Origin of the sequence: Cupriavidus sp. H18C2 (assembly GCF_049393795.1) — a bacterium.
In the GTDB taxonomy this organism is placed as follows: Bacteria; Pseudomonadota; Gammaproteobacteria; order Burkholderiales; family Burkholderiaceae; genus Cupriavidus; species Cupriavidus pauculus_C.
In genome coordinates this window covers 2,140,410-2,165,657 of the sequence record NZ_CP186010.1, presented here as the reverse complement: position 1 = coordinate 2,165,657, position 25,248 = coordinate 2,140,410, and the positions used below count along the sequence as shown (strand labels likewise).

Below are 25,248 nucleotides of genomic sequence, written 5' to 3'. Positions count from 1 at the left end.
TCTCAAAAAATATCGGAACGCATCCTATGACGTCATTGCTTCGCACAGCCGCAACCCGCACGCTCGTGGCCGGCACCTGCCTGGGCCTGCTGGCGGGCTGCTCGCTGTTCAGCAAGGAAAACAAGCATCCGCCCACCGAGCTGAAACCGGTGTCGGCCACGCTGTCGGTCAAGCAGGCCTGGAAGGCCGACGTGGGCAAGAGTGGCCCGTATGTGATGGCGCCCGTGGCGGCTGGCGATGCGGTGTACGTGTCCGGCAAGAGCGGTACGGTGATGGCGATCAGCGCGGCCAGCGGCCAGACGCTGTGGAAGGCCAAGACCGACCGCGACCTGACGTCGGGCCCCGGTTCGGACGGCGAGACCACCGCCGTCGCGGGCGAGAAGGGCGCGATCTACGCGTTCGACAAGTCCGGCAAGCAGATCTGGAAGAAGCAGGTCAATGGCGAAGTCCTGTCGGCGCCGCTGGTCGGCAACGGCCTGGTGGTGGTGCGTACGACCGATACGCGCGTCATCGGCCTGGACGCCGGCACCGGCGACCGCCGCTGGATCTACCAGCGCTCCCAGGCCGCGCTGAACCTGCGCGCCGCGATGGGGATGGTCTATGCCGGCGACGGCATTGTGACCGGCTTCCCGGGCGGCAAGCTGGGCGTGCTGGCCCCGGGCAACGGCGTGCTGCGCTGGGAAAGCACCGTGTCTTATCCGAAGGGCGTGTCGGAAATCGAGCGCCTGAACGACGTGACCGGCGTGCCGGCCGTGCTGGGCCGCCAGGTCTGCGCCACGACGTTCCAGGGCCGGATTGCCTGCCTGGAACTGGCCAACGGCCAGCCGCAGTGGGGCAAGGATTTCTCGTCGCCGATGGGCCTGGCCCAGGATGAGAATTCGCTGTTCTCCAGCGACGAGACGTCGGCGGTGTTCGCATTCGATCGTCAGAACGGCAACGAACGCTGGAAGAATACGGACCTGCGCTATCGCCAGCTTGGTGCGCCGGCCACGATCGGCCGCTCGGTGGTGGTGGGCGACTATGAAGGTTTCGTGCACTTCCTGTCGCGGGAAGACGGCACGATCGTCGCGCGCATGAAGACCGACGGCAGCGCCATCAGCGCGGCGCCGGTCATCGCCGGGCAGACCCTGGTGGTCCAGACCCGCGACGGCGACGTGTACGGCTTCGTGCCGAACTGATTGCCAGCGGCGGCCCGTGCCGGGGCCGCCATCGTACCGCGTGCTGGCGCACGCGGCCCGGCCGTGCCCCTGTCGCACGGCCGGCGCCAATCCGGTAGCATGATCCCTGGTCGTGCAACACGGCGGGACGGAGCGTCTGGCTCCGCCTTGCCCCCCGACAGGACGCCCGACAGACGTGGCCAGCCGTGATGCCCACGGCGGTTGTCGGCTCAACATGACTCCGGAGTTGCTGGGGGACGGCGCAGGCCGCCCCCTGTTCCCATTTATTGCATGAAACCAGTTATCGCACTCGTCGGCCGCCCTAATGTGGGCAAGTCGACGCTATTCAACCGGATGACCCGCTCGCGCGACGCACTCGTCGCCGACCTGCCGGGCCTGACGCGGGACCGCCACTATGGCGAGGGCCGCATCGGCGATCGTCCGTTCATCGTGATCGACACGGGCGGCTTCGAGCCCGTGGCCAAGGACGGCATCGTCGCCGAAATGGCCAAGCAGACCCGCCAGGCCGTGGTGGAGGCCGACGTCGTCATCTTCCTGGTGGACGGCCGCCTGGGCCTGGCGCCACAGGACCGCGTGATCGCGGACTACCTGCGCAAGACTGGCCGGCGCATCATGCTGGCGGTCAACAAGGCCGAAGGCATGAAGTACACCTCGGTGGCCGCGGACTTCTACGAACTGGGCATGGGCGATCCGTACGCGATCTCGTCCACGCACGGCGACGGCGTGCGCGAGCTGGTGGACGAGGCGCTGGAACTGGCCGTGCAGGAGCGGCCCGAGCTGGCCGAGGAAGCCGAGGCCAACCAGCGTGGCACCAAGATCGCCATCGTCGGGCGGCCCAACGTGGGCAAGTCCACGCTGGTCAACACGCTGATCGGCGAGGAGCGCGTGATCGCGTTCGACATGCCGGGCACCACGCGCGACGCCATCTACGTGGAGTTCGAGCGCGGCGGCAAGCCGTACACGCTGATCGACACGGCCGGCCTGCGCAAGCGCGGCAAGGTGTTCGAGGCCATCGAGAAGTTTTCGGTGGTCAAGACGCTGCAGTCGATTGCCGATGCCAACGTGGTGGTGCTGCTGCTGGACGCCCAGCAGGACATCTCCGAGCAGGACGCCCATATCGCCGGCTTCATCGTCGAATCGGGCCGCGCGCTCGTTGTGGGCGTGAACAAGTGGGACGGCCTGGACGGCCACCAGCGCGACCGCGTGAAGCACGACCTGGAGCGCAAGCTGCAGTTCCTGGGCTTTGCGAACTTCCACTTCGTCTCGGCGAAGGAGCGCACCGGAATCGGCGCGCTGCTGCGTTCGGTCGACGATGCCTACGCTGCCGCGATGGTGAAGCTGCCCACGCCGCAGCTCACGCGCGTGCTGCACGAGGCAGTGGAATTCCAGCAGCCCAAGCGCGCCGGCGTGTCGCGGCCCAAGCTGCGCTACGCGCACCAGGGTGGTTCCAACCCGCCCATCGTGGTCATCCACGGCAACGGCCTGCAGAACGTGACCGATGCCTACAAGCGCTACCTGGAGAACCGCTTCCGCGAGGCGTTCAAGCTCAAGGGCACGCCATTGCGCATCGAATTCCGTACGAACAAAAACCCGTACGCGGACTCGAAGGATTGAGCCAGAAAGGTGCCCATCCTTGTCCGAAGTTTCGTTTGCGTTCGTTTGGAACTGCGGCTAAATTCACGGTAGCAGGGGGAGCCCTGCGCGTTGATGCCAGCTTGGTACCGTTTTGATCTTTTTTCTGGCGCGTTTTTGCGCCAACTGACTTGAACCGGGGACTTTCGTCCCCATGATCCATCACTAAATCTATAATTTTGGAGTGTGCCATGAGCAACAAAGGGCGATTGCTACAAGACCCGTTCCTTAACGCGCTGCGCAAAGAGCACGTGCCGGTTTCCATCTACCTCGTCAATGGCATCAAGCTGCAAGGCAATATCGAGTCGTTCGACCAGTATGTCGTCCTGCTGCGCAACACCGTGACCCAAATGGTGTACAAGCATGCGATTTCCACCGTCGTGCCGGCGCGCGCGGTCAATTTCCGTGTGGATGATTCCTCCGAGGGCTGATTTTCCCTCATTCGTGGGTGGCCGCATTGCCATGCGGCCGTCCACGCTGCACGTTCCTGTCCCGCCGTCCTCCGGCGCGAGCCGCCAGCGTTGCCCCGAACGGGCCGCCTCTTCAAATTCCGGTTTCCGATCGATTCCGTACCTGTCCCGCTGCCTGACGGCCGCCCGATGCGGCAGGTTGCCGCGCCGCGGCCCGTGGTCGCGATCATTGTCTTGACAATCGGATTTCCCACCGTTTCCAACATTTATCCGGCGCCCCGCGTCCACCCGCTTGCAACCCAGAGCTACTTCCCAGACCGATCCCTCGCGCGCAATCCTCGTCGGCGTGGATTTCGGCAAGCATGATTTCCAGGAAAGCCTTTCCGAACTGGCGCTGCTGACCACCACGGCCGGCTCGGTGCCGGTGCACACGCTGACCGGCAAGCGTTCGCGCCCCGACCCGGCGCTGTTCATCGGCTCCGGCAAGGCCGAGGAGCTCAAGGAGGCGGCTGACGCGCTGGATGCCGACGTGGTGGTGTTCAACCACGCGCTGAGCCCGGCCCAGCAGCGGAACCTCGAACGATTCCTGCGCCGCCACGTGATCGACCGGACCGGCCTGATCCTCGATATCTTCGGCCAGCGCGCGCAGAGCCACGTCGGCAAGGTGCAGGTGGAACTGGCGCAGGTGCAATACCAGGCGTCGCGCCTGGTGCGGGCGTGGAGCCACCTGGAGCGGCAGAAGGGCGGGATCGGCATGCGCGGCGGCCCCGGCGAGCGGCAGCTCGAACTGGACCGCCGGATGCTGGACGACCGCGCCAAGCGGCTCAAGACCGATCTGGCGCGGCTGCAGCGCCAGCACCATACCCAGCGCCGCGCCCGTGCCCGCAACGATACGCTCAGCATTTCGCTGGTCGGCTATACCAACGCCGGCAAGTCGACGCTGTTCAACGCGCTGACGAAGGCCCGGGCCTACGCCGCGGACCAGCTTTTTGCGACGCTCGATACGACGTCCCGGCGCCTGTTCCTGGACGGGCTGGGCAACGTCGTGCTGTCGGATACGGTCGGCTTCATCCGCGACCTGCCGACCCAGCTTGTGGCGGCGTTCCGCGCCACGCTGGACGAAACCGTGCACGCCGACCTGCTGCTGCACGTGGTGGACGCGTCCAGCGCCGTGCGCCACGAGCAGATCGAGCAGGTGAACCGGGTGCTGGCGGAAATCGACGCGCTGGACATCCCGCAGATCGTGGTCATGAACAAGATCGACGCGGCGCCCGAACTGCTGGAACTGGGCCCGCGCGTGGAGCGGAACGAGGACGGCGTGCCGACGCGGGTATTCCTGTCGGCGCGCGACGGCCTGGGCCTGGACGCGCTGCGCGAGGCCATCGTCGAAGTGGCCCAGTGGCTGGCCACCCGGCCGGGCGAGCCGGCCCCGTATGATCCCCGGCTGGACGGTGGCGGGCTGGCGGGCGGAAGCGACGGCCAGGACCTGCCCGAGCCCGAAGACGAGGCGGAAAACGGACCCGGGAATCGCCCGGTTGCCGGCGACAACTACCCCGACTGAGCAAGCATTGCCGCCAATGGCGGCCCGATTGGGGGATTTTGAGCAAAAGTGATCAAGATGGCTGCTAGAATCCCCCTGTTCCAAACTTTCCCGGACCCGTGCCCTTCATGCCCCTGTTCCCTCGGAATCCTGACTCGCACTTCGTGCCAGGCAGCCGCGCCGCGCGGCTTGCTCGCTGGCCGCGCCTGCGCGCCATCTTCTCCTTGAACGACCCCCGCTGGGGCCGTAACGGTCAGGACGATGAAGACAAGGACAAGAGCCGCCAGCAGAACCAGCGGCCGCAGGATGGCCCGCCCGACCTGGACGAGCTCTGGCGCGACTTCAACCGCCGCCTGAACGGCCTGCTGGGCCGCAAGGACAACGGCGGCGGCGGGCAGGGCAACGGCTTCGGCTCGCGCCCGTCGGGCAGGGGCTCGAACATTGGCGCCGGCGTGATCGTGGCGGCCGTGATCGGCATCTGGCTGGCCAGCGGCTTCTTCATGGTGCAGGAAGGGCAGACCGCCGTGATCCTGCAGTTCGGCAAGTTCAAGTACACCACGGGCCCCGGTATCAACTGGCGCGCGCCGTGGCCGATCCAGTCGGCCGAGGTGGTCAACCTGTCGGCCGTGCGCTCGGTGGAAGTAGGCCGCGCGACGTCGATCAAGGACAGCAACCTCAAGGACTCGTCGATGCTGACGCAGGACGAGAACATCATCGACGTCCGCTTCACGGTGCAGTACGACATCCAGGACGCCAGCGAATTCCTGTTCTTCAACAAGACCGACCGCGGTGGCGACGAGGAACTGGTGACGCAGGCCGCCGAGACCTCGGTGCGCGAGATCGTCGGCCGCAACAAGATGGACGCGGTGCTGTACGAGAACCGCGAGCAGATTGCGCAGGGCCTGGCCAAGTCGATCCAGTCGATCCTGTCGGCATACAAGACCGGCATCCGCGTGATCTCGGTCAACGTCCAGAGCGTGCAGCCGCCCGAGCAGGTGCAGGCCGCGTTTGACGACGTGAACAAGGCCAGCCAGGATCGCGAGCGTGCGATCAGCGAAGGCCAGGCGTACGCCAACGACATCCTGCCGCGCGCACGCGGCACGGCGGCGCGCCTGAAGGAAGAATCCGAGGCCTACCGGGCCCGCGTGGTGGCGCAGGCCGAAGGTGACGCATCGCGCTTCCGCTCGGTGCAGACCGAGTACGCGAAGGCGCCGCAGGTCACCCGCGACCGCATCTACCTGGAGACCATGCAGCAGATCTACAGCAACTCGAACAAGATCCTCGTCGATGCCAAGGCCGGCAACAACCTGCTGTACCTGCCGCTCGACAAGCTGATGTCGCAGGTGCAGGGCGCCACGCCGCCGGCCGCCGCGCCGGGCACGACTGCGCCGCCGACGACGGATGCACCGTCGCCGGACATCCGCTCGCGCGAATCGATGCGCAACCGCGATCGCGACGTACGCTAAGGAGACCGTCATGAATCGACTGATTTCCTTTGCCATTGGCCTGTTCATCCTGCTGGCCGTCGTGTCGTCGATGCTGTTCGTGGTCGACCAGCGCCAGTACGCCGTGGTGTTCGCCTTCGGCGAGATCAAGCAGGTCGTGCGCGAGCCGGGCCTGCATTTCAAGCTGCCGCCGCCGCTGCAGAATGTGGTCTTCATGGACCGCCGCCTGCAGACGATCGACGTGGCCGCCAACGAGCGCTTCCTGACCGCCGAGAAGAAGTCGATGGTCGTGGACTGGTTCGTCAAATGGCGGATCACCGATCCGCGCAAGTTCTTCGTCGCCTTTGGCGGCAACGTGCGCGGCGCCCAGGACCGCATGACGCAGCGGATCGACGCCGTGGCGCGCGAGGAATTCGGCAAGCGCACGGTGACCGACGTGGTGGCCGGCGAGCGTGAAAAGGTCATGCAGAACATCCGCGTCGGCATGGCCGAGTACGCGCAGTCCGTGGGCGTCGAGATCCTGGACGTGCGCCTCAAGCGCGTGGACCTGCTGCCCGCGATCAGCGAGTCGGTCTATCGCCGCATGGAGGCCGAGCGCAAGCGCGTGGCCAACGAACTGCGTTCGACCGGCGCCGCGGAAGGTGAGAAAATCCGTGCCGACGCTGATCGCCAGCGTGAAGTGGTGCTGGCCGAGGCGTACCGTGATGCCCAGATGGTCAAGGGCGAGGGCGATGCCAAGGCGTCGCAGATCTATGCCGATGCCTTCGGCCGGGATCCGAACTTCGCGCAGTTCTGGCGCAGCATGGAAGCCTACCGCAGCACGTTCCGCGACAAGGGTAACGTGATGGTGCTGGAGCCGAACTCCGACTTCTTCCGCTACATGCGGTCGTCGGGCGGCAACACGGCGCCGGCCGCGTCAGGCGGCAAGAAGTAGCGCGCACGGCGCGCACCGGGCATCGCGTCTGACGACAGGTGCCCCGAAACGCAACATTCGACAGAACCCCGGTCCGCCGGGGTTTTGTCCGGCTGGAGGGGTGCATCCCGCCGGCCAGGTTTTTGATAGAAGAGACCCCCATGTCCAACCGCTGGCTCCTGCCTGAAAACATTGCCGACGTCCTGCCGTCGGAAGCGCGCAAGATCGAAGAACTGCGCCGCCGCATGCTGGACCTGTTCCGCACCTATGGCTACGAGCTGGTCATGCCCCCGATGCTGGAGTACCTGGAGTCGCTGCTGACCGGTACCGGGCATGACCTGGACCTGCGCACGCTGAAGCTGGTGGACCAGCTTTCGGGCCGTACGATGGGCCTGCGTGCCGATATCACGCCGCAGGTGGCGCGGATAGACGCGCACCTGCTGAACCGTCCCGGCGTGACGCGCCTGTGCTATGCCGGCAACGTGCTGCACGCGCGCCCGGCCGGGTTCCACGCCACGCGCGAGCCGATCCAGATCGGCGCGGAAATCTATGGCCATGCCGGCCTGGAAGCAGACGTCGAGATCCAGGAGCTGATGCTGGCCGCGCTGCAGGTGGCGGGGCTGCGCGACGTTCGCCTGGACCTGTGCCACGCTGGCATCCTGGAAGCGCTGCTGGCGGCGCTGCCGTCGGTGCGCCAGATCGAGGACGCGCTGTTCGCCGCGCTGGAAACCAAGGACGTGCCGGCGCTGCGCGAACTGACGCAGGGCATGCCGGAGACCGAGCGCAATGCGCTGCTGGCGCTGCCGACGTTGTACGGTGGTGTGGAAGTGATCGAAAAGGCCCGCCAGACGCTGCCGGCAAGCCCGGCGATTGGCCGAGCGCTCGATGAACTGGCCGCACTGACCGCCCAGGTGCGCGGCGCGAGCGTGAATATCGACCTGTCCGATTTGCGCGGTTACCACTATCACAGCGGCGTGATGTTCACGGCCTATGTGGCGGGCCTGCCGAACTACGTGGCCCGCGGCGGCCGCTACGACAAGGTGGGCGAGGCGTTCGGCCGTGCGCGGCCGGCCACCGGTTTTTCGCTCGACCTGCGCGAGGTGGCGGCGCTGTCGCCCGTGGAAGTGCGCGCCCAGGCGGTGTACGCGCCGTGGGACGCCGATCCGGCCTTGCGCACGACGATTGCCGCGCTGCGCGCCGCAGGCGAGATCGTGATCCAGTCGCTGCCCGGTCATACGCATGAACTCGACGAGTTCAACTGCGACCGCCAGTTGCAGCGCCAGGGCGACACCTGGGTGGTCGTGCCGCGCTGACCTGTTTGTTTCCGAGCCGGCCATATCGTGCCGGCGTCTCCAGTTGCTCTCGCATGACGTTTGCTGCCCGTGGCGTCCCATGATCGCCCGGAATGGATCCCAAACGTCTGTGACACGGACGTGTGAAAAGCCGGAACCGTAGAACAACGAGAGTAGAATACGTTTTTAACCTTCTGACCAATTCAACATGTCCGCATCCGCAGTAGGCCAGGGACGCAATGTCGTCGTGATCGGAACCCAGTGGGGTGACGAAGGCAAGGGAAAAATCGTCGATTGGCTTACCGATCATGCAAAAGGCGTGGTGCGGTTCCAGGGCGGCCACAACGCTGGCCACACGCTCATCATCGGCGGCAAGAAGACCATCCTGCGACTGATCCCGTCGGGAATCATGCGCGAGAGCACCGTCTGCTACATCGGCAACGGCGTCGTGCTGTCGCCCGAGGCGCTGTTCCGTGAGATCGAGGAACTGGAGGGCGCGGGCCTGCAGGTGCAGAACCGCCTGCGCATTTCCGAAGCCACCACGCTGATCCTGCCGTACCACGTGGCCATCGACAAGGCGCGCGAAGCCCGCCGTGGCGCCGCCAAGATCGGTACCACGGGCCGCGGCATCGGCCCGGCCTACGAGGACAAGGTTGCCCGCCGCGCGCTGCGCGTGCAGGACCTGTTCGATCCGCAGCATTTTGCCGAGCGCCTGCGCGAGAACGTGGACTTCCACAACTTCATGCTGACCCAGTACCTGGGCGCCGAAGCGGTGGACTACCAGCAGATCCTGGACGAAATGCTGGCCTACGCGCCGCGCCTGAAGCCGATGGTGGCCGATGTGTCGGCCGAGCTGTACGCCGTGAACGCGGCCGGCGGCAACCTGATGTTCGAAGGCGCCCAGGGCACGCTGCTGGACGTGGACCATGGCACGTACCCGTTCGTCACGTCGAGCAACTGCGTGGCCGGTGCGGCCGCCGCGGGTGCCGGGGTCGGCCCGGGCCGCCTGAACTACATCCTCGGCATCACCAAGGCCTACTGCACGCGCGTTGGCGCCGGTCCGTTCCCGAGCGAGCTGTACGACAACGACAACCCGGCCCGCCAGGACGCCGTGGGCGTGCGCCTGGCCAACGTCGGCAAGGAATTCGGCTCGGTTACCGGCCGTCCGCGCCGCACGGGCTGGCTCGATGCCGCCGCGCTCAAGCGCTCGGTGCAGATCAACGGCGTGTCGGGCCTGTGCATGACCAAGCTGGACGTGCTGGACGGCCTGGAGGCGATCAACCTCTGCGTCGGCTATGAACTGGACGGCAAGCAGGTGGACATCCTGCCGCGCGGCTCGGACGCCGTGGCGAACTGCAAGCCGATCTACGAGGAATTCCCGGGCTGGAACGAGTCGACGTTCGGCGTGAAGACCTGGGACGCGCTGCCGGAAGCGGCCCGCGTGTACCTGAAGCGGATCGAGGAAGTGGTCGGCATTCCGATCGACATGATCTCGACCGGCCCGGACCGCGACGAGACGATCCTGCTGCGCCATCCGTACCAGGTCGCCTGACGCGACGGAAGTCTCCGTGAGCATGACCGTGGCGCCATGAGCGTCGCGGCCTCACAAAAGCCATTCGGCCCGCGACCAGCGGGCCGATGCTTTATCAAACGGGGCCCGACGCGGCCCATAGCAGAAAAGACGCCATGAACCTGCCAACCAATGACGAAGAGAACCTGTGGGTCTCCTGGGATGAATACCACCGCCTGATCGCGCGTCTGGCGCTGAACGTGCACGAGTCGGGCTGGAAGTTCGACAAGATCCTGTGCCTGGCCCGTGGCGGCCTGCGCGTGGGCGACCAGATGTCGCGGATCTTCGACGTGCCGCTGGCCATCCTGGCCACCAGCTCGTACCGCGAGGCAGCCGGCACCCAGCAGGGCGACCTGGACATCGCGCAGTACATCACGATGACCCGTGGCGAACTGTCCGGCAAGATCCTGCTGGTCGATGACCTGGTCGATTCCGGCGTGACGCTGGAACGCGTGGGCCGTCACCTGAAGGAGCGCTATCCGGCCGTGACCGACGTGCGCTCGGCCGTGCTCTGGTACAAGGCGTGCTCGAAGGTCGAGCCGGACTACCACGTGACGTTCCTGCCGTCGAACCCCTGGATCCACCAGCCGTTCGAGGAATACGACACGCTGCGCCCGCACAACCTGGCTGCCTGGCTCAAGCGCGGCAAGCGCGCCAGCCTGCTGGAAGACGACAGCGCCGCCTGACGCGCGGCGCCGCGCCGGCCCACGCTCCCGCACGGGGAGGGTGGGCCCGGGGCATCAGTACCCCACCGTAAAACGCGCCCGCACATGCCTGGGCTGCTCGATTTCGTCGAGCATGGCGATGGCATAGTCTTCCATGGAGATCCAGCTCTTGCCGTCTGCGGCGGTGAGCAGATCGTCCTTCCCCAGGCGGAACCGGCCCGTCCGTTCGCCCGGCGTGAACAGGGCGGACGGCGACAGGAACGTCCAGTCCAGCGACGTCTCGCCCCGCAACGCATTCAGGAAATCGCGACCTGCCGACGCCTCGGCCTTGTAGGCATCGGGAAAGCTCGGCGTATCGACCAGTTGCACGCCCGGCGCCACGTACAGGCTGCCCGCGCCGCCCACCACGAGCAGGCGCTGCACGCCCGCCGCCTTGACCGCCGCGGTGATCTGGGCCGCGCTGGTCTGCAGGAACCGCACGGTGCTGATGACGACGTCGTGGCCGGCCAGGGCCTGCGTCAGGGCCGGGGCGTCGGCGATGTCGACGTCGCGGGTCGTGACGCCGTCGCGGGCGGGTAGTGCCGATGCCTTGCGGGCGAGGGAGGTCACTGCATGGCCGCGCCGCACGGCCTCCTCGGTCAGGCGGCTGCCGACGTTGCCGGTGGCACCGATGATGGCGATCTTCATGTTCGACTCCTTTCGGATCAGGGTTGATGTGAAACCATATCGGTTACACATTGGGGTAAAAAAATCAGCGCTTGCGGCGCCGGGCGGCATGTTCGACCTCGTCGAGCATGCTGGCAATCGTGATGGCCTGGAGCGAGGCATCCATGGCCGCCTGGGCGCGATCGGCCACCGTCTGCAGCGCGCCCGTGATCTCACGGCCGACCATGCACGCAGGATTAGGCGCGCTCTGGTGCAGCGTGATCAGCGCGGTGGTCTTGGTGGCGCGGAACACGTCGAGCAGCGTAATGGCGGATGCCGGCCGCGCCAGCATCGCGCCGCCGGTGCTGCCCATCGTCGTCGTCACGAACCCCGCCTCGGTCAGCGCGCCGATCATGCGCCGGATCAGCGCCGGGTTGGTACCGACGCTGCCGGCGATCATCGACGACGGCATAGGGCCTTCGGCCTGTGCCAGCAGGGTAAGGATATGGACGGCAACGGCGAACCGGCTACTGGTGCTCATGCGGAAATCTCAATGTGAAACCATGATAGTTACAGATGCCCTGGCCGTCAACCGGTGATTTGGCGGCACAGGCCGATGTATTTTTGGCGATGGAATGGGGGAAAATGGCGAGATAATGCCGGAATCGACACTGAAACTGATACACTCATCCACGGCTCGCTGTAAGAAACGAGCGATGGACAAGGCAACGAGAGGAGAGGGTTTGAACGATTCGGCGACGCAAAAACAAAAAACCCGCAACGTGCGTTGCGGGTTTCTCGCTGAATCTCTGGTGCCCAGGAGAGGACTCGGTCACCCGGGCGCGACCCCGGGGTTGCGCTGGCAGGCGCAACCCATTCGAGTCCCCGCGGGACGTCCTCAAGGACGTCCCTTCCTGGGCATACAAATGAAAAGACCCTGCTCGTGGAGCAGGGTCTCGAAGATGGTGCCCAGGAGAGGACTCGAACCTCCACAGTGTTGCCACCGCTAGGACCTGAACCTAGTGCGTCTACCAATTCCGCCACCTGGGCAGGTGTCGAAACAACCGAAGCGGCCATTATAGCGACCGTCAAACGTTTGTCAAATAGTTTCGAGAAAAATTGAATCAGAACAACTATCCGATCCCCAGCCGGGAAGAAATCCTCGGCGTACTGAGAACTTCGGGGTCGCCCCTGTCGGCCGGCGATATCGCCAAGGCCCTGGCCGTCACGCGCAAGGAGCATGACGGCTTTCAGAAACGGCTCGCCGCCATGGAGCGCGACGGCCAGATCGAACTGAATCGCAAGGGCCGCTACGAGCTGGCCCATCAACCGAACTTCGTGGTCGGGCGCGTGCAGGGCCATCGCGATGGCTTTGGCTTCCTGATCCGCGACGACGGCGAGGACGACATCTTCCTGCCCGAGCGCGAACTGCAGAAGGCCATGCACAACGATCGCGCGCAGGTGCGCGTGGTGGGGTACGACCGTCGCGGCCGGCCCGAGGGGCAGATCGTCGAGATCGTCGAGCGGGCCAACCGCTTCGTGATCGGCCGCCTGCTGTCCGAAAACGGCGTGTTGGTGGTGGCGCCCGAGGACAAGCGCATCGGGCAGGACATCCTGATCCCGCCCAAGGCGCAGGGCAAGGCCCGCGTCGGCCAGGTGGTCAGCGTCGAGCTGGTCGAATGGCCGGACCGCTACGTGCAGCCCGTGGGCCGCGTGGTGGAGGTGCTGGGCGAGATCGACGACCCCGGCATGGAGATCGAGATCGCGGTGCGCAAGTACGGCGTGCCGCACGAGTTCTCGGCCGCCGCCGCCAAGGAAGCCCAGGCACTGCCCGACGAGGTGCGCGACGCCGATCTGGACCACCGGATCGACCTGCGCGACGTGCCACTGGTGACGATCGACGGCGAGGATGCGCGCGATTTCGACGATGCGGTCTACTGCGAGCCGGTCAAGATCGGCCGCACCAAGGGCTGGCGCCTGATCGTGGCGATTGCCGACGTGTCGCACTACGTGCGGCCCGGCACGCCGCTGGACGCCGACGCGCTGGACCGCGCCACGTCGGTGTACTTCCCGCGGCGCGTGATCCCGATGCTGCCCGAGAAGCTGTCGAACGGCCTCTGCTCGCTGAACCCGAACGTCGACCGCCTCTGCATGGTCTGCGACGCCGTGATCACGGCCAAGGGCGAGCTGAAGGGGTACCAGTTCTACCCGGCCGTCATGCACTCGGCCGCGCGGCTGACCTACAACGAGGTCTGGGCCGTCCTGTCGAACACCAAGGGCCCGGAGGCGCACAAGCGCGCCGAACTGGTGCCGCACCTGCAGAACCTGTACGAACTGTTCCAGGTCCTGCTCAAGGCCCGGCGTGAGCGCGGCGCGATCGACTTCGACACCACCGAGACCTACATCGTCTGCAACGCGCAGGGCAAGATCGAGCAGATCCTGCCGCGCACCCGCAACGACGCCCACCGGCTGATCGAGGAATGCATGCTGACGGCCAACGTCTGCGCGGCCGACTTCCTTGAGCGCTTCAAGCATCCGGCGCTGTTCCGCATCCACGCGGGCCCGAGCGAGGAAAAGCTCAAGAACCTGCGCGAATTCCTGCGCACGGCCGGGCTGTCGCTGGGCGGTGGCGACAAGCCGCAGGCATCGGATTACGCCGAGGTGATGGACAAGATCAAGTCCCGCCCCGACGCGCCGATGCTGCAGACGATGCTGCTGCGCTCGATGCAGCAGGCCGTCTACAGCCCGGACAACATCGGTCACTTTGGTCTGGCGTACGAGGCCTACGCCCACTTCACCAGCCCGATCCGCCGCTATCCGGACTTGCTGGTGCACCGCTCGATCAAGGCGATCCTGGCGCATACGAAGTACCGGCCGGCCTTTGTGACGGGCACCGAGCTGAACACGCAGATTTCGCCGAAGGCGCGCCGCATGCAGGCGGCCGACGCCGAGAAGCGCGCCGAGAACGCCGCCGCCCGCGCCCGCCGCGACGAGGGCATCTGGGACGAGCTGGGGCTGCACTGCTCGGCCAACGAACGCCGCGCGGACGAAGCCTCGCGCGACGTCGAAGCCTGGCTGAAGTGCTACTTCATGCGCGACAAGCTCGGCAGCGACTTCGCCGGCACGATCAGCGCGGTTACCTCGTTCGGCATCTTCGTGCAGCTTGACGAGCTGTACGTGGAGGGCCTGGTGCACGTGACCGAACTGGGCAGCGACTACTTCCAGTACGACGAGGCGCGCAACGAACTGCGCGGCGAGCGCACCGGTATCCGCTACCGGCTGACCGATCGGGTGCGCGTGCAGGTGTCCCGCGTGGACCTGGACGCGCGCAAGATCGACTTCCGCCTGGTGCAGGAGCCGTCGGCCAAGACGCTGCGCGCCCGCGCCGGCGTGCCCGAACAGCCGCGCGTACCGGCCGCCCACGCGGTGCCGGCGCGCAAGAAGGGCCGCCAACTGGCGGCGCTGCTGGGCGGAACGTCGAAGCCGGAGGAATCGTTCGACGAAACGCTCGACCGCGTGATCGAAGAGCAACCCGTGTTCGAAGCGGTGATTACGCCGGTCAAGCCGCGTGAAGCCAATGTCGGACATTCGGCACATTCGGGCCGCAAGGCGCCGGCTGGCAAGCCGGAAAAGCGTGCGGCCAAGCCGAAGCCCGCGCACCTGAAGACGCCGCGCAAGGCGGCGGCCAAGCGGCCGGCCAAGCCGGCTGGCAAGACGGGACGCCCGGCCCGCAAGCGGTAAGCAAATCGGCGTTGTGGAAAGGCCATGGCGGGTACAATGCGCGCCATGGCCAAACACAAACTTCTGATCGGCTTTCACGCCGTCAACGCCCGCCTGCGCCAGAACGCGCAGAGCGTCTCCGACATCTACATCGAAGCGAACCGCAAGGACCGCCGCATGCAGGACTTCATCCGCCTGGCGGAGAGTCTTGGCGTGACGCTGCATCCCGTCGACGCCGACCGCCTGCGCGGCATGGCCGGCACCGACCGCCACCAGGGCGTGGTGGCACGCGCGGACGATATCTCGCTGGCGCTGAACCTGGACGAACTGCTGGACGGCATCGAAGGCACGCCGCTGCTGCTGGTGCTCGATGGCGTCACCGATCCGCATAACCTCGGCGCGTGCCTGCGCGTGGCCGACGGCGCCGGCGCCCATGCCGTGATCGCGCCGAAAGACCGCAGCGTCGGCCTGAACGCCACCGTGGCGAAGGTTGCCAGCGGCGCGGCCGAAACCGTTCCCTATATCACCGTGACCAACCTGGCCCGCACGCTGCGCGAGCTGCAGGAGCGCGGCGTCTGGGTCATCGGCACGGCCGACGGCACCGAGAAGGCGCTCTACGACGTGGACCTGAAGGGCCCGACGGCAATCGTCATGGGTGCGGAAGGCGAGGGCATGCGTCGCCTGACGCGCGAGACGTGCGACGACCTGGTCGCCATCCCGATGGCGGGCGGCGTGGAAAGCCTGAACGTGTCGGTGGCCAGCGGCGTGTGCCTGTACGAGGCGGTCCGCCAGCGCCGGGGCTGACGCATGGCCGGGGATGCCGCCACGCTGGAGCAGGCCCGCACGTGGATCGCCGCGGCGCAGAACATCTTCGTGCTGACCGGCGCGGGGATTTCCGCCGAATCGGGCGTACCGACGTTCCGCGATGCGCTGACCGGCCTCTGGGCCCGCTTCGATCCCGAGGAACTGGCCACGGAGGTCGCCTACCGGCGCCAGCCGGCGCTGGTGTGGCAGTGGTACCAGCACCGGCGCGAGCTGGTGGCGGCGGCCCGGCCGAATCCCGCGCACTATGCGCTGGCGGCGCTGGCCCGGCAGAAATCGGTAACGCTGATTACGCAGAATATCGACGGGCTGCACCAGCAGGCCGGCAGCGAGCACGTGGTGGAGCTGCACGGCAACCTGTTCGCCAACAAGTGGCTCGATAGCTGCGGCCGGTGCGACACCGTGCCGCCCGTGCCCGGCGATCCGCCGCACTGTGCGCTATGCGGCGCGATGATGCGCCCCGGTGTGGTCTGGTTTGGCGAGGACCTGCCGCGCGTGGCCCGCTTCCGGGCCGACCACGCGGCGCAGACGTGCGATCTCTGTCTGGTGGTGGGGACTTCGGGACTGGTCTATCCGGCCGCGGCACTGCCGGGCCTGGCGAAGGAGCACGGCGCCCGGGTCATCGTCGTGAACCCGCAGCCGTCGGCGCTGGACCAGACGGCCGACCTGGTGGTGTCGGCCGCGGCCGGTGACGCGCTGCCAAAGCTCTGGCCGCCAACCACCTGACCCTCGGCCCTTCGCCTCCCGCCTCAGCCCGCCAGTTCGGCGACGAGCTTTTCCAGCTTGACCGCGTCCGCCGCAAACAGGCGGATGCCTTCCGACAGCTTCTCGGTCGCCATCGCATCCTCGTTCAGTTGCCAGCGGAAAGCCGCCTCGTCGGCGGCGATGCGCGCGATGTTGGCCGCCTGCGCCTGCTCGACCGACAGCTTGCGGTCGACCTTGGCGTCGCTGGCCGCCAGTTGCTCCAGCAGCTCGGGGCTGATCGTCAGCAGGTCCGATCCGGCCAGCGACAGGATCTGACCCGTGCTGCGGAAGCTGGCGCCCATGACCTCGGTCGCGTAGCCGAACTTCTTGTAGTAGTCGTAGATCTGGCGCACCGAGCGCACGCCGGGGTCGTTGTCGCCGGCATTGGCGTCGGCGTCCCACTTGTCGCCGGCCTGTTTCTTGTACCAGTCCAGAATCCGGCCGACGAACGGCGAGATCAGTTGCGCGCCGGCTTCCGCGCACGCCACGGCCTGGGCCAGCGAGAACAGCAGTGTCATGTTGCAACGGATGCCGTCACGCTGCAGGATCTCGGCGGCCTTGATGCCTTCCCAGGTCGACGCAATCTTGATCAGCACGCGCTCGCGCGCCACGCCGCGCTGCTCGTACAGGCCGATCAGGTGGCGCGCCTTGGCGACGGTGGCCTGCGTGTCGAAGGACAGCCGCGCATCCACCTCGGTCGACACGCGGCCGGGCACGATCGCCAGGATCTCGCAGCCGAAGGCGATCAGAAGCTGATCCATCACCGCTTCCACGCCGGCGGCACCGTGATGGTCGCGCGTGGCCTGTTCCAGCAGGGGCCGGTACTCGGGCTTCTGGACGGCCTTGAGGATCAGCGACGGATTGGTGGTCGCGTCCTGCGGGGTGTACTGCTTCATGAGCTGGAAGTCGCCGGTGTCGGCGACCACCGTGGTGAACTGCTTCAGTTGTTCGAGCGCGTTCATGGTCTGGGTTCCGTCTGGAAGAAGTCGGCTGGAAGGGCGCCGGGAATGGGCCATTGTAACGGCGTCGCGCCAGGCGGCAACCGGTTCGGCAACGCCGGCGCGGTATTCCCGGCCGGGGCGGGGCCGCCGGCCGCGATCCGCTACACTACGCGCTTTCCCAACGCTTTTCTGGCTGTTGTCATGACTCAGGATGAACTCAAGGCGCTGGTCGCGCAAGCTGCCGCGGACTATGTGAAGCAGGAAGTGCCCGAAGGGGCCGTGCTCGGCGTGGGCACGGGCTCGACCGCCAACCTCTTCATCGACGCCGTGGCGGCGTTCAAGGAGCGCTTCAGCGGCGCCGTGTCCAGCTCCGAGGCGTCCACCCGCCGCCTGCAGCAGCACGGCTTCAAGGTGCTGGACCTCAACGAGGTGGACAGCATCCCCGTCTACGTCGATGGCGCCGACGAGATCGACGCCTCGGGCGCCATGATCAAGGGCGGCGGCGGTGCGCTGACGCGCGAGAAGATCGTCGCGGCCGTGGCCGACCGCTTTGTCTGCATCGCCGATGGCAGCAAGCTGGTGCCGGTCATGGGCACGTTCCCGCTGCCGGTGGAGGTGATCCCGATGGCACGCGCGGCCGTGGCGCGCCAGCTGGCCGCGCTGGGCGGCCAGCCGCGCCTGCGCATGACCAAGGAAGGCGGCATCTACAAGACCGACAACGGCAATGTGATCCTCGATGTCGCCGGGCTGAAGATCGACGATCCGAAGGGTCTCGAATCGCGCATCAACCAGCTGCCCGGCGTGGTGACGGTGGGCCTGTTCGCGCTGCGTGGCGCCAACGTGCTGCTGCTGGGCACCGAGCAGGGCGTGCAGCGCACCGACTACTGAGCGGATGCCCCCCCCGCGCGGTCAGCCGGCCAGCCCGTGCTCGACCGCGTAGACCGCCACCTGCACGCGGCTGGCGAGGTTGAGCTTCTTCAGGATGTTCTGCACGTGGATCTTCACCGTGCTCTCGGCCACGCCCAGTTCCCGCGCAATCTCCTTGTTGCTTTCGCCCCGCACCAGCCCGTTGACGATGTCGCGCTCGCGTGCGGTCAGCGGCGCGCTGTCCTGGCCGCGCCCGGGCGGGACCGGCACCGGCGGCGCCCGGAACTGCTGCACCAGCTTGGCGGTCATGGCCTCGGAAATCACCGGTTCTCCGGCCGCCGCACGGCGGATGGCGCTGGTCAGCGCCTCGGTCTCGATGTTCTTGAGCAGGTAGCCGCGCGCGCCGCTGCGTAGCGCCGTGGCCAGTTCCTCGGCTTCCTCCGATACGGTCAGCACAATCACGGCGCTGTCCGGCAGGTCTTCCACGAGCAGTTGCAGCGCTTCCAGCCCCGACAGCCCCGGCATGTTCAGGTCCAGCAGGATCACGTCGGGCCGGTGCTGCTTGGCGCGCTTGATGCCCTCCACGCCGTCGGCCGCCTCGTCGACGATCTCGAAGTCCGTCTGCCGCTGCAGCAGCGCCCGGATGCCCGACCGGAACAGCGTGTGGTCGTCGATCAGCAGGATGCGGATGGTCATGATGCGGGTTCCTCCTGTGGCGCCTGGCGCCGTTGCCCGGCGGGCGGGGCGCCGCGCGACGGGGGCATGTCGTCGCGCGGCAGGGTCAGTTCGATGCGGACGCCCAGCCCCGGCCGGGCGTCGATGGCCAGCCGGGCGCCCAGCCGCGCCGCGCGTTCGCGCATGATGTGCAGGCCGATATGGCTGGCGTCGCGCTGCGCCAGCCGGCTCGCGTCGAAGCCGTCGCCATCGTCCTGCACCACGAGCTGGAACAGGCGGCCGTGGCGGATCGTGATCGTCACGTGCTCGGCCATGGCGTGCTTGCGGACGTTCGACAACGCCTCCTGCAGGATGAACAGCACCTGCAACTGGTGCTCCGGCTGCAGCGGCAGCCCCTTGTCATCCATCGTGAGCTTGGCCTCGGTGCGGCACTGGCGCCGGAATCGCGCTACCGTTTCCTCCACGGCCGGCCGCAGGTCGCCCGTGGTCAGCCGCGAGCGGAAGTTGTGCAGCAGCTCGCGCACATCCTGGTAGCTTTCCTCCACGCCATGCCGCAGCAGCGGGATGATGTCGTGCACCTCGGCATCGGCACCACGCTCCACGGCGTCTTCCAGCAACTGCACTTGCAGATTCAGAAAATTCAGGCCCTGCGCGATGCTGTCGTGCAGCCCCTGCGCCACGAGATTGCGCTCTTCCACGACGGCCAGTTGCCGCGCGCTGGCCGACAGTCGAACGTGTTCGAGCGCGGTTGCCAGGTGTTGGGCCATCGTTTCCAGCAACTGGCGGTCCGACGGCGGCAGTTCGCGCGCCACGCGGAAGTGCAGCGTCAGCGTGCCGGCCGGGCCGTGCAGCGTGTCCAGCCGGAAGGCGGCCATCGACAGGAACCCTTCGCTGCGGCAGGGCGAGAGCGCGCCGTTCGAAGGGGCATGGACGGGCATCGCTTCGGCAAACATATCGGGCAGCACGGCCCGCCGCAGATCCGCCACGGTGACGATGCCGGTGTGCGTGGCGCGGCCGCAATGGCAGGCGTCGATGTCCGCGCAGTGGTCGTTGTCGGCCAGCGTGGCCGACAGCCCGACGGCCGCCAGCCGATGCAGCCGCCCCTGCCGCGCGTCGTAGATCCGGACCGTGGCGCCATCGGCGCCAAACTGCTGCAGTACGCGTTCCAGAAAGCCGCGCGCCAGCGTTTCCGCGTCGCCGGCCTGGTTCAGGAACGCGGCCATGTCGTACAGCGATTCGAGGTCGCGGTTCTGGCGCGCCAGTTCGGCGGTCTTGCTGGTCACGCGCGCGGCGAGGTCGTGGTAGAGGTCCTGCAACTCGGCGGCCATCCGGTTGAAGCCGGCGTTCAGCGTGCCGAATTCGTCGCGCGTTTCCACCGGCAGCCGCAGCGAGAACTCGCGGCTGGCCATGCGGCGCAGGCCGTCCTGCAGCCGCAGCACGGGCAGGATGATCCAGAGATAGAGCAGGTAGATCACGGCCACCGTGCCCACGCACGCCATCGCCGCCAGGCCCACCTGGGATAGCCGCAGCATGTCGGTCTTGCGCGCGCTGTTCTGTTCGATCTGGCCGACCAGCCGGTCCGCCTGGTCGACGAAGCCGGGCAGCGCCTGCACGTAGGCGGCGGCCTGCCCGGCCAGCGCCATCGGCTTGAGCCGCTCGGACCAGTCGGCCAGCACGGCTTCCAGTTGCGCATGGATCGCCGGATCGTCGGGCACGAACAGCGGCCGCGCCGGATTGCCCTTGCGCAGTTGCGCCAGGGTGCGGTCCAGCGCGGCAATCTGGCTGGTCAGGGTATGGGGTTTGCCGGCTGCCGACAGCGACAGTTCGATGGCGACGCGATTGGCGCGCATCCGCAGGCTGCCGGCATCGTTGATGGCGGCGCCGGCACCTTCGAGCTTCCACGACAGGTAGAGCGTGCCGGCGATCATCGCCAGCACGGCAAGCAGCGACACGAGCGACAGCAGGATGATCCGCGTCGACAGCCGGTAGCGCAGCGGCGTGAGCTGCACGGTTTCGGACACGTGACCCGTGTCCGGGAAGGCTGCCGAGGGAGGATCGGATGGGCTGTCGGGTGTCCGGGATGCCTGGGGCGGGGATTCGGTCGAGGGGTGGGAGGCGAAAGCTGACATGGATGCAGGCTGGCGCAAGGGGGCGGGCACAACCTCGCGCTGATTTTCGGCCCGTCGGGGCCTGCCGTTTCTGCGCCAGATCAATAAGTCGGCGATCGACGGCCGACTGTGGCGTAGATGACCCGCCGCTATTGGAGCGGCCCGCCACGACGGCGGACAATCGGCGTTTTTCAACGCCGACTGGCGCGGGCGATCCCCATGAAGGCCGTCAATCTCGATTACGCGCGCACCCCGCGGCCTGCCGTGGTGTTCGGTTGCCTGATGCCCGCCCCGTGGCTGGGCGCGGCCGCCGGGCTGTTGCTGGCGCTCGGGCCCGCCGACGGCTTGCCGCACCGCTTTGCGCCGCTGGCGCTGGCGTCGGTCCATATGGTGGCGTTGGCGATGCTGCTGCCGGTGATGCTTGGCGCACTATTCCAGATGATGCCGGTGATTGCCCATGTGCCGGTGCCGCGCGTGCGATGGATCGCACCGTTCGTCGCCCTGGCCGGAGTTGGCATGGCGACCGCCTTGTCGGCCGGCTTCCTCGGCGCTGGCGGCGCGGCGTTCCGCTGGGCCGCCGCGATGGCGCTGTTTCCGCTCGCGGTGGCGATGGTCCTGCTGACGGCGGGGCGGCGCGTGGTGCGCGTCGATGCCACGACGCGCACGCTGGCATGGATCGGCGCGCCGTTGCTGGCGACAGTCGCCGCAGGCATCGCATTGGCGGGCACGCTCGGCGGCTGGTGGCAGTTGCCGGTATCGACAGTGCTGCCCCTGCACGTGGCGTGGGGGCTCAGCGGCTGGCTGGGCGCCCTGGTGACCGGCGTGGCCACGACCGTGCTGCCAATGTTCTGGCAGGCGCGACGCCTGCCGGCCCCGCTACAGCGCTGCCTGCCGATGGCGCATTGGCTGTTGCTGCTGGCTTTCAGCCTCGCCGTCGTGACGGCAGGCGAGGGCGCCATCGCCCGCTACGCGCTGCTGCCGTACCTCGCTTTCATCGTCATCCTCGGCATGGCGATGCTGACCACACTGCTGCGCGCCCGCCGCCGGCACGACCCGCATTGGCTGCTCTGGCTCATCGCATCGGCCAGCATGTCCACCGCCGCGACGCTGGCCGCCGTCGCCCAGTTCCATCCCGCGCCGGCATTGCCATGGGTAATCGGCGTCCTGGCCCTGATCGGCTGCGGCGCGCTGCCGGTCACGGCCATGCTCGGCAAGATCGTCCCGTTCCTGGTGTGGCTCCATCTGCGCCGCATGCTACCGCCGCGCGCAAAGGTCCCCGTCATGCAGGCCATCATCCAGCCGCACCGCCAACGCCAGCAAGCGATGGTGTTGCTGGCAGCCTTCGCAGCACTGCTCGCACTGCCCATGGCACCGGAAGCGCTGGCGAGGGTGGGGGGATGCTTGTTCGCGGCTGCTAACGCGATGCTGGGTGTCCAGTTGCTAGGCGCGCTGCGGCGCATGTGGGTTGTGCGTCGGCAGGGTGGGGTGTGGGGGGGTGGGTAGCAGTTTTTTTGCTGAGCCCAACGAAAGAATCTTCGCGCCCCACATTGCCGGTGAACGCGCGGCTAATTGTCAATATCTTCGTATGCTTCCGTTTCCATGTTGGAGTATGCATTCTGATGTATTGAGGCATCATTGGTGCAATGTAAGGAAGACACTCTTTTACGGGCCTTGTATATCACCATCCCCGCGCTTGTTCGCGGCCCGTCATCGTGTCTGACGACCCGGTCATACAAGTAGTAATCGTATTTGCCTCTTGAAAATCTGATGTGCGCCTCGCCGCCGCCAGCATAAGGGGTGTTGCTGAAATAGAATCGTGTCTTCGGCTCCGCGCCGGCATCAGATACTTCGAGATCAATCCCTGATTTCCTGGCGTGGCGATATATAAACGATCGGCTGTCCTTCGTCTGGCATATCGCGGCGGTTCTATTCGCCAGTTCGCAATGGAAGATGACGGTCTCGCTTGACGAGCACAGGCCGCTATCAGCTGAACTTGCTCCTGACCACGAGACGCATACGAAAGCTGCGGCGATGCGTAGTCTTCGCATTACTCAGTGCACAGCCCTGGGTCCTCAGGTGAACCGATCATGTTCACCCCTCAAACACCCACCACCGCCATCCCATTACCCCCTGCCACCGCCGCTGGCTTCTCGCCCGTCAGCAGGTAGTGCATCAGCTCGGCCACCGGGCGGATGGCTTCGCCGAACGGTAGCTTGCCTTTGCCGCGGAAGAACAGGCCGCGCTCGACGTCGCCGCGGACGGCCTGGGCGAGTTTCAGGTCGATGCAGAACTGGCCGATCTTTGCCACGCCGTCGCGCAGGCCGCATGCTTGCAGGCAGTCGAAGCCTTCCAGGCAGTCGCGCGGCTTGGCGCGGCGCTGCAGGCGGGTTTCGCTGGCCAGGTAGCGGGACAGCCACGGTGTCAGCACGGCCCGGGCGGGCAGGCCGGCGACGCTGGTGAACTCGCGGATTTCGTCGGGGGATGCCGTCGCCAGGACCTGCTTGAATGCGGGATGGGCGTCCGATTCCTCGGTGACGGCGAACGCGGTGCCCAGCTGCACGGCGGCGGCGCCTTCGCCCAGCCAGTGGCGCACCTTTTCGTGCGTGTTGATGCCGCCGGCCAGGATCAGCGGGATGCTGTCCCATGCCAGGCCGAGCGAATGGAACAGTTCGCGGCACTCGTTCAGTACGCGGCCGAACGAGAAGCGCTCGTGGCCGAGGTCCTCGATCGTCGCCGCGCCAAGGTGGCCGCCGGCATGTGCCGGGTGCTCGATGACGATGGCGTCGGGCAGCCGGCCTTTCTTCATCCACCGGCGCAGTACCAGTCCGATGCCGCGCGTCTCGGACAGGATCGGAATCAGCGCCACCTTGGGATGGCCGGCGGCCAGTTCGGGCAGGTCCAGCGGCAGCCCGGCGCCCATGACGATCGCGTCGGCGCCGCTCTCGCAGGCTTGCCGCACCATCTGCGCGTGGGAGCCGACAGCCTTCATCACGTTGACCGCGATCAGGCCGCGGCCGGCCGACAGCGCGCGCGCCGCCTGGATCTCGCGGTCCAGCGCCACGCGGTTGGCGGCCTCGATCTTCTCCTTGTCCCGCGTGCCGCGTGTCCGGGCCATCAGGTCGGGATGATGGTGGCGCAGATCGATGCTGGCGATTGTGCCGACGCCGTTGTGCGCGGCCACGGTGCCCGCCAGCCGATGGGCGGAGATGCCGATGCCCATGCCGCCCTGGACGAGCGGCAGCAGGCGTCGGCCGGCAAGTTTCAGCCAGAGATCTTTCATGTGTCCATTCCGGAAAGTGTTGGGTCGACGTTGGACCGTGCCGCCTTGCCGTCCGCCTCGCCGTCCGTGCGGGCGCCGTCGCGGCGCCGGGTGGGGCGCAGCCGGTTCCTGATGCCGCCCGGATGGGCGGCGGGCAGCGGGCAGACCAGCGGCAGGAAGCTGTCGGCGCGGTCCGAGTAGGCCAGCAGCGCCCCGGCGGCGATGTCGAAGTACCAGCCGTGCAGCGTCAGCGCGCCGCGCTCGCGGGCATCGCGCACGAAGGGGAACGATTCGAGGTTGCGTAGCGATACCAGGATCGATGCCTGCTCGCACGCGTGCTGGCGCTGGTCGGCGCTGGCGTCGGGCATGGTCTGGTCCACGAGGTGCCGGGCCGGTGCGGCAATCCGCACCCACGGGCCGATAAAGTCCTGCCGCGGCGCCGGCGTGTCGCCGTCCGCCGCGGGCCGGGCCAACAATGCGCGAATTCCGCCGCAGCCGCTATGACCCATGACAATGATCCGGGCCACGCGCAACTGCTCCACCGCGAACTGGATGGCGGCGGACACACCGTGCAGCCGCCCGCTCTCGGTTTCGTGGCACGGCGGCACCAGGTTGGCCACGTTGCGCACCGTGAACAGGTCGCCCGGGTCGCTGCCCAGCAGCAGCCCCGGGTCGACGCGGGAATCGCTGCAGCCGATCAGCAGGGTCTGGGGATGCTGGCCGGCCCGCAGCGCGTCGTACAGGGCCGGCGCCTCCTCGAAATAGTGCTGCTGGAAGCGCTCGAACCCTTTCAGCAGGCGCTCGATCGCGTGCATCCGGGCC

Annotated in this window: 21 protein-coding genes and 1 tRNA gene; 14 read left to right on the top strand and 8 right to left on the bottom strand. The window is 67.2% G+C overall.

The features are described 5' to 3' along the window. The first annotated feature begins 26 nt into the window (after nt 1-26). The 9 genes from bamB to EPAKOI_RS09655 all read left to right on the top strand — a co-directional run bounded on the left by bamB (nt 27) and on the right by EPAKOI_RS09655 (nt 10,666). Complete coding sequence (gene bamB / locus EPAKOI_RS09695) at nt 27-1,178, top strand: outer membrane protein assembly factor BamB (protein WP_124683973.1); 1,152 nt, start codon at nt 27-29, stop codon at nt 1,176-1,178. A 270-nt stretch (nt 1,179-1,448) separates the two neighbouring features. Next, nucleotides 1,449-2,792: a ribosome biogenesis GTPase Der gene (gene der, locus EPAKOI_RS09690; protein WP_124683974.1), complete on the top strand. Its 1,344-nt coding sequence runs from the start codon at nt 1,449-1,451 to the stop codon at nt 2,790-2,792. Nucleotides 2,793-3,001: 209 nt separating this feature from the next. Next, nucleotides 3,002-3,241, top strand: a complete 240-nt coding sequence (hfq, locus tag EPAKOI_RS09685) for an RNA chaperone Hfq (RefSeq protein WP_423192105.1) — start codon at nt 3,002-3,004, stop codon at nt 3,239-3,241. A gap of 271 nt (nt 3,242-3,512) precedes the next feature. After that, nucleotides 3,513-4,781, top strand: coding sequence for a GTPase HflX (hflX, locus tag EPAKOI_RS09680; RefSeq protein WP_423192104.1), 1,269 nt, complete (start codon nt 3,513-3,515; stop codon nt 4,779-4,781). A 107-nt stretch (nt 4,782-4,888) separates the two neighbouring features. After that, nucleotides 4,889-6,226 (top strand): FtsH protease activity modulator HflK, encoded by a 1,338-nt coding sequence (gene hflK, locus EPAKOI_RS09675; RefSeq protein WP_124683976.1) that lies wholly within the window; start codon nt 4,889-4,891, stop codon nt 6,224-6,226. Nucleotides 6,227-6,236: 10 nt separating this feature from the next. Then, nucleotides 6,237-7,139 (top strand): protease modulator HflC, encoded by a 903-nt coding sequence (gene hflC / locus EPAKOI_RS09670; RefSeq protein ID WP_124683977.1) that lies wholly within the window; start codon nt 6,237-6,239, stop codon nt 7,137-7,139. A gap of 140 nt (nt 7,140-7,279) precedes the next feature. Beyond that, the gene (locus tag EPAKOI_RS09665; protein ID WP_124683978.1) at nt 7,280-8,431 is read left to right on the top strand and encodes an ATP phosphoribosyltransferase regulatory subunit; all 1,152 of its coding nucleotides are present in this window, start codon (nt 7,280-7,282) and stop codon (nt 8,429-8,431) included. Between the two features lie 187 nt (nt 8,432-8,618). Continuing rightward, nucleotides 8,619-9,962 carry an adenylosuccinate synthase gene (locus EPAKOI_RS09660; RefSeq protein ID WP_124683979.1) on the top strand — a complete coding sequence of 448 codons (1,344 nt, stop codon included), beginning with the start codon at nt 8,619-8,621 and terminating at the stop codon, nt 9,960-9,962. A 134-nt stretch (nt 9,963-10,096) separates the two neighbouring features. Continuing rightward, a complete protein-coding gene (locus EPAKOI_RS09655; RefSeq protein ID WP_124683980.1) occupies nt 10,097-10,666 on the top strand; it encodes a phosphoribosyltransferase in 570 nt (189 codons plus the stop codon). Nucleotides 10,667-10,720: 54 nt separating this feature from the next. Here EPAKOI_RS09655 and EPAKOI_RS09650 read toward each other — a convergent pair whose 3' ends face one another. From EPAKOI_RS09650 to EPAKOI_RS09640, 3 genes are all read right to left on the bottom strand, one after another. Continuing rightward, a complete protein-coding gene (locus tag EPAKOI_RS09650) occupies nt 10,721-11,332 on the bottom strand; it encodes an NAD(P)-dependent oxidoreductase (protein ID WP_423192103.1) in 612 nt (203 codons plus the stop codon). A gap of 64 nt (nt 11,333-11,396) precedes the next feature. Next, nucleotides 11,397-11,831 carry an Rrf2 family transcriptional regulator gene (locus EPAKOI_RS09645; protein WP_423192102.1) on the bottom strand — a complete coding sequence of 145 codons (435 nt, stop codon included), beginning with the start codon at nt 11,829-11,831 and terminating at the stop codon, nt 11,397-11,399. A gap of 422 nt (nt 11,832-12,253) precedes the next feature. Beyond that, nucleotides 12,254-12,340 (bottom strand) — tRNA-Leu (locus tag EPAKOI_RS09640). A gap of 69 nt (nt 12,341-12,409) precedes the next feature. Here EPAKOI_RS09640 and rnr point away from each other — a divergent pair. Genes rnr through EPAKOI_RS09625 form a run of 3 tightly spaced genes read left to right on the top strand, consistent with a single transcriptional unit; the run spans nt 12,410 to nt 16,558 of the window. Next, nucleotides 12,410-15,031 carry a ribonuclease R gene (rnr, locus tag EPAKOI_RS09635; RefSeq protein ID WP_423192101.1) on the top strand — a complete coding sequence of 874 codons (2,622 nt, stop codon included), beginning with the start codon at nt 12,410-12,412 and terminating at the stop codon, nt 15,029-15,031. Nucleotides 15,032-15,076: 45 nt separating this feature from the next. Further along, nucleotides 15,077-15,814 carry a 23S rRNA (guanosine(2251)-2'-O)-methyltransferase RlmB gene (gene rlmB, locus EPAKOI_RS09630; protein ID WP_313840094.1) on the top strand — a complete coding sequence of 246 codons (738 nt, stop codon included), beginning with the start codon at nt 15,077-15,079 and terminating at the stop codon, nt 15,812-15,814. 3 nt (nt 15,815-15,817) lie between these two features. Continuing rightward, nucleotides 15,818-16,558, top strand: coding sequence for an SIR2 family NAD-dependent protein deacylase (locus EPAKOI_RS09625; protein ID WP_423192100.1), 741 nt, complete (start codon nt 15,818-15,820; stop codon nt 16,556-16,558). 23 nt (nt 16,559-16,581) lie between these two features. On the opposite strand, the gene tal is transcribed toward EPAKOI_RS09625, so the two are convergent. Then, nucleotides 16,582-17,538 carry a transaldolase gene (gene tal / locus EPAKOI_RS09620; protein WP_423192099.1) on the bottom strand — a complete coding sequence of 319 codons (957 nt, stop codon included), beginning with the start codon at nt 17,536-17,538 and terminating at the stop codon, nt 16,582-16,584. Between the two features lie 180 nt (nt 17,539-17,718). Here tal and rpiA point away from each other — a divergent pair, with 180 nt between their 5' ends. After that, complete coding sequence (gene rpiA, locus EPAKOI_RS09615; protein ID WP_124683987.1) at nt 17,719-18,405, top strand: ribose-5-phosphate isomerase RpiA; 687 nt, start codon at nt 17,719-17,721, stop codon at nt 18,403-18,405. A gap of 21 nt (nt 18,406-18,426) precedes the next feature. Here rpiA and EPAKOI_RS09610 read toward each other — a convergent pair whose 3' ends face one another. Both EPAKOI_RS09610 and EPAKOI_RS09605 read right to left on the bottom strand, forming a co-directional pair. Continuing rightward, a complete protein-coding gene (locus EPAKOI_RS09610) occupies nt 18,427-19,080 on the bottom strand; it encodes a response regulator (RefSeq protein WP_124683988.1) in 654 nt (217 codons plus the stop codon). After that, nucleotides 19,077-21,080 carry a type IV pili methyl-accepting chemotaxis transducer N-terminal domain-containing protein gene (locus tag EPAKOI_RS09605; RefSeq protein WP_423192098.1) on the bottom strand — a complete coding sequence of 668 codons (2,004 nt, stop codon included), beginning with the start codon at nt 21,078-21,080 and terminating at the stop codon, nt 19,077-19,079. Before EPAKOI_RS09605 ends, EPAKOI_RS09610 begins: the two co-directional genes overlap by 4 nt. A 306-nt stretch (nt 21,081-21,386) precedes the next feature. Here EPAKOI_RS09605 and EPAKOI_RS09600 point away from each other — a divergent pair, with 306 nt between their 5' ends. Continuing rightward, on the top strand, nt 21,387-22,670 hold the full coding sequence (locus tag EPAKOI_RS09600) for a hypothetical protein (RefSeq protein WP_423192097.1): 1,284 nt from the start codon (nt 21,387-21,389) through the stop codon (nt 22,668-22,670). 595 nt (nt 22,671-23,265) lie between these two features. On the opposite strand, the gene EPAKOI_RS09595 is transcribed toward EPAKOI_RS09600, so the two are convergent. Next, nucleotides 23,266-24,447 carry an NAD(P)H-dependent flavin oxidoreductase gene (locus EPAKOI_RS09595; RefSeq protein WP_423192096.1) on the bottom strand — a complete coding sequence of 394 codons (1,182 nt, stop codon included), beginning with the start codon at nt 24,445-24,447 and terminating at the stop codon, nt 23,266-23,268. Next, on the bottom strand, nt 24,444-25,241 hold the full coding sequence (locus EPAKOI_RS09590) for a carbonic anhydrase (protein WP_124683992.1): 798 nt from the start codon (nt 25,239-25,241) through the stop codon (nt 24,444-24,446). Before EPAKOI_RS09590 ends, EPAKOI_RS09595 begins: the two co-directional genes overlap by 4 nt. Nucleotides 25,242-25,248: the final 7 nt, after the last annotated feature.

Excerpts from the sequence above, each read along its gene's own strand:
- bamB (WP_124683973.1), top strand. The coding sequence starts at position 27 with ATGACGTCATTGCTTCGCACAGCCGCAACCCGCACGCTCGTGGCCGGC.
- der (WP_124683974.1), top strand. The coding sequence starts at position 1,449 with ATGAAACCAGTTATCGCACTCGTCGGCCGCCCTAATGTGGGCAAGTCG.
- hfq (WP_423192105.1), top strand. The coding sequence starts at position 3,002 with ATGAGCAACAAAGGGCGATTGCTACAAGACCCGTTCCTTAACGCGCTG.
- hflK (WP_124683976.1), top strand. The coding sequence starts at position 4,889 with ATGCCCCTGTTCCCTCGGAATCCTGACTCGCACTTCGTGCCAGGCAGC.
- hflC (WP_124683977.1), top strand. The coding sequence starts at position 6,237 with ATGAATCGACTGATTTCCTTTGCCATTGGCCTGTTCATCCTGCTGGCC.
- EPAKOI_RS09665 (WP_124683978.1), top strand. The coding sequence starts at position 7,280 with ATGTCCAACCGCTGGCTCCTGCCTGAAAACATTGCCGACGTCCTGCCG.
- EPAKOI_RS09660 (WP_124683979.1), top strand. The coding sequence starts at position 8,619 with ATGTCCGCATCCGCAGTAGGCCAGGGACGCAATGTCGTCGTGATCGGA.
- EPAKOI_RS09655 (WP_124683980.1), top strand. The coding sequence starts at position 10,097 with ATGAACCTGCCAACCAATGACGAAGAGAACCTGTGGGTCTCCTGGGAT.
- EPAKOI_RS09650 (WP_423192103.1), bottom strand. The coding sequence starts at position 11,332 with ATGAAGATCGCCATCATCGGTGCCACCGGCAACGTCGGCAGCCGCCTG.
- EPAKOI_RS09645 (WP_423192102.1), bottom strand. The coding sequence starts at position 11,831 with ATGAGCACCAGTAGCCGGTTCGCCGTTGCCGTCCATATCCTTACCCTG.
- rlmB (WP_313840094.1), top strand. The coding sequence starts at position 15,077 with ATGGCCAAACACAAACTTCTGATCGGCTTTCACGCCGTCAACGCCCGC.
- EPAKOI_RS09625 (WP_423192100.1), top strand. The coding sequence starts at position 15,818 with ATGGCCGGGGATGCCGCCACGCTGGAGCAGGCCCGCACGTGGATCGCC.
- tal (WP_423192099.1), bottom strand. The coding sequence starts at position 17,538 with ATGAACGCGCTCGAACAACTGAAGCAGTTCACCACGGTGGTCGCCGAC.
- rpiA (WP_124683987.1), top strand. The coding sequence starts at position 17,719 with ATGACTCAGGATGAACTCAAGGCGCTGGTCGCGCAAGCTGCCGCGGAC.
- EPAKOI_RS09610 (WP_124683988.1), bottom strand. The coding sequence starts at position 19,080 with ATGACCATCCGCATCCTGCTGATCGACGACCACACGCTGTTCCGGTCG.
- EPAKOI_RS09600 (WP_423192097.1), top strand. The coding sequence starts at position 21,387 with ATGAAGGCCGTCAATCTCGATTACGCGCGCACCCCGCGGCCTGCCGTG.
- EPAKOI_RS09595 (WP_423192096.1), bottom strand. The coding sequence starts at position 24,447 with ATGAAAGATCTCTGGCTGAAACTTGCCGGCCGACGCCTGCTGCCGCTC.
- EPAKOI_RS09590 (WP_124683992.1), bottom strand. The coding sequence starts at position 25,241 with ATGCACGCGATCGAGCGCCTGCTGAAAGGGTTCGAGCGCTTCCAGCAG.